The organism is Lysinibacillus sp. FW301-JW8, from assembly GCF_058788755.1.
Map to the genome: position 1 here is coordinate 1 of NZ_JBYTBB010000135.1, position 2,812 is coordinate 2,812.

Annotated in this window: 5 protein-coding genes; all 5 read left to right on the forward strand. The window is 32.1% G+C overall.

What is annotated here, in order from left to right; genetic code table 11:
• Positions 1-913 precede the first annotated feature (913 nt).
• The 5 genes from AC3WOM_RS26545 to AC3WOM_RS26565 all read left to right on the forward strand — a co-directional run bounded on the left by AC3WOM_RS26545 (position 914) and on the right by AC3WOM_RS26565 (position 2,697).
• Complete coding sequence (locus AC3WOM_RS26545) at positions 914-1,135, forward strand: hypothetical protein (protein ID WP_492449158.1); 222 nt, start codon at positions 914-916, stop codon at positions 1,133-1,135.
• Positions 1,136-1,213: 78 nt separating this feature from the next.
• On the forward strand, positions 1,214-1,435 hold the full coding sequence (locus AC3WOM_RS26550; protein ID WP_427550166.1) for a hypothetical protein: 222 nt from the start codon (positions 1,214-1,216) through the stop codon (positions 1,433-1,435).
• 86 nt (positions 1,436-1,521) lie between these two features.
• Positions 1,522-1,755 carry a type II toxin-antitoxin system HicA family toxin gene (locus tag AC3WOM_RS26555; RefSeq protein WP_492449163.1) on the forward strand — a complete coding sequence of 78 codons (234 nt, stop codon included), beginning with the start codon at positions 1,522-1,524 and terminating at the stop codon, positions 1,753-1,755.
• A gap of 40 nt (positions 1,756-1,795) precedes the next feature.
• The gene (locus AC3WOM_RS26560) at positions 1,796-2,137 is read left to right on the forward strand and encodes a type II toxin-antitoxin system HicB family antitoxin (RefSeq protein ID WP_492449166.1); all 342 of its coding nucleotides are present in this window, start codon (positions 1,796-1,798) and stop codon (positions 2,135-2,137) included.
• 167 nt (positions 2,138-2,304) lie between these two features.
• Positions 2,305-2,697 carry a hypothetical protein gene (locus tag AC3WOM_RS26565; RefSeq protein WP_492449169.1) on the forward strand — a complete coding sequence of 131 codons (393 nt, stop codon included), beginning with the start codon at positions 2,305-2,307 and terminating at the stop codon, positions 2,695-2,697.
• Positions 2,698-2,812: the final 115 nt, after the last annotated feature.

Consider the following 2,812-nt stretch of genomic DNA (forward strand, 5'->3'; position numbering starts at 1 on the left):
GTTTACAGTTGGTTTATCATTGGCATTACCGTTATTTTTGTTTTTCAGACATCCGTACATAAAGAAATAAGTGTTGTAAACTTCAATAAAAGAACGTAAAAATCTTACATATTCTGTGGTGTAGTGTTGATTTTGCGTTACATGGATGGCAAACGAAGGCTTTAGTTGAATCAACCATAAAAGACCACTCCTGCGATGGGTGGTCTTAATTGATGAAAAATCAACCGACTTAACCGACTAAAAACCGACCAAATCATGATTTTTAAAGAATATTTATGATTATTCTTGAGGATTAATGAAAGTTTGTAGACAATAAAATACTGTTATATCAAGCTTTTGACCAGTCATGTTTTATCGTGATAACACGGATACTTCAACGACATGATGGTTGTTGCTTTAGAGGCTGCTATTCAAGAGTAGTTGATGTAACAGATTTTCAGCATAGATTAAATACCAAAAATAAGGCAAGTGACCAAAAAGTGACCATTTTTTTATAAATGGTCGCTTTTCTGGTCAGTCGCTTTTTCTCATAGTTAAGTGGCTATAGGTATTAATCGTTTCTTAAATGTTAACATGTCCAAGCTGTTCGTGAAAAATTTTAAAATTTACATAGTAGATTTATTGGATAACGGGTTTCCATCGCTAGTGCAACTGAAAACATTGCTTATTCTAATGCTGCATTGGTTATAACAAAAGTTGCATATTTCAAACATTTAGATCGAAATTGTGAGGTATAGTAAAACTTCGCTAAAAAATGTAGTAAATTGATATTGTGATAGTTTTCGGAGAGACTATCCCTAGGTTAGACAATTAATGGTTACTCCTTGCAGACACTATTAAATTGGTTGTCTCTCTTTATAATGACAATACATTCCATTTATCCTATGATATAGGTAGATGGGAGGTGTGGGTATTGGATATAGAAAAGAAATTGAAAATAAACAATATTATTAGTGTAGCATTAATTGTATTGATGACCTTTTCCTATATAAGACTTGTTTTAAGAGAAGGAATCACTCAAGTTGGTTATTTGTCAACGGGTTTATATGTATTTGCTGTTGGTATTACAATCTTCGGCTGGTTCTATCAATGGAGAACTAACCAAATAATCAAGAGTAGTCAAAGTAGCGTCTAGCCTACATTATCTTGCATATTTCTAATAGTGACTATCATTCCATACGCATTATGATTGATGTTGAAGGTGGTGAAATAAATGAGTGTGAAAAATAAAGTAAAATATTCTAATATGGTTACAGTAATATCTATGTTAGTATCAACTTTCTTTTTTATAAAGCTTGTCCTAAATAAAGGAATTGAACAAGTACATTATTTAACATTAACATTATATGTAGTAGCTATCGTAGTATCGATTATAAGCTTTATAGTACATTGGAAGACTAAACAGGTCATTAAGAGAAATGAAGGTCATGCCTAACTAGGTGTGGCTTTTTATTATGAAAATAACCATAAAAATATATCCATAAAAGCTTGTAATTTAGTACTGCATATGGTACTGATATTGTGGGAGGTGAAACAGCAAAGATAGAAAAAATCATTATAGAGATGAAAAACCAATTAAAGGGAATAACCTTCACGGAAATAAAAAACCTTGAACACAATGGATATAAGGAGATTAGAATTAGAGGCTCTCATCACCATTTCCAAAATGAACAAGGACTTGTAACAACCGTCAAGCTTGAATATCCAGTAGATTTTCAAGTTGTGAAGGATGCACTAAACAGAATAGGCGAATAACTTCCCCTTCTGTTTTCCCTTCTATCCTAAGCCATAACACATGAAAAATCAAAAAGACTTACATTATTATTTGTCGTTACCATATACATTTCAAGTGCGTAAAACAAAGAATGGGTATTGGGCTAATGTTAAAGAGTTAGATGGCTGTCATACACCTGCATCAACAATTGAGGAAGCTTATAAAGACTTAGAGAAGGTCTTACAAATGACTATTGAGACAAAGCTAGAGTGTGGTGATCCAATATCTGAGCCTGTTGACCATGAATACAGTGGGAAATTTAATGTGCGTGTACCTAAGACCTTGCATAAGCAGCTGGCTCAAGAAGCTGAAGAAGAGGGTGTATCATTGAATCAATATGTTGTTTATAAGCTATCGAAATAAGTTTAAAGTCACGTTCTTTTGAGCGTGATTTTTATTATGAAACTGTATTCAAACCAATACAGAGCCCCGTATGCGACGATCGTGTTGTATTTGGGATTTTTTGGAGCAAAAAGTTGTTACACATTTCCCTATTTTTGGATTATCGTAAAGTGGGAGGTGAAGTAACTTTGAATAATAGAAAATTAATATTGATTTGGGAAGATATTTTAATGGAACAAGGCGGAGAAGAAATTGTGAATATCTTAAAAAATAAGTATGTAAATTATAGTATTGAAGACTTATTAAATGTAGCCTTTTTATTTTTAGAAAAAGAGAATGAAAATCATCCTTGTAGGCACAGAATTGTAATCGGAGATTATTTAGATAGGGATGAATATACCATTGTTTATAAAAGTAATCAGATTAATTATCATGAATTACTGATAGGGTTAGTTATTTTGATGCAATTGATCAATTTTGAACAACGGCCAGAACTTATAATTAATTTAGCTTATGCTTTAAGAGAAATGGATACGGAAATTTCACATCAGTTTGCAAAAGATATAGCCGAACAAATATAGGCAATACAACTAGTATTTAAAGCACTTTTAAACAGTGCTTCATAGTGTTGAAAAATTAAATAGGCAAGGGACTCTTTGTGAATATTTAGTCAAAATGAAGGTGATTTCCGTTCCA

Coding starts and splice junctions, on each gene's coding strand:
- AC3WOM_RS26560 (WP_492449166.1), top strand. CDS start 1,796: ATGAAAAATCAAAAAGACTTACATTATTATTTGTCGTTACCATATACA.
- AC3WOM_RS26550 (WP_427550166.1), top strand. CDS start 1,214: ATGAGTGTGAAAAATAAAGTAAAATATTCTAATATGGTTACAGTAATA.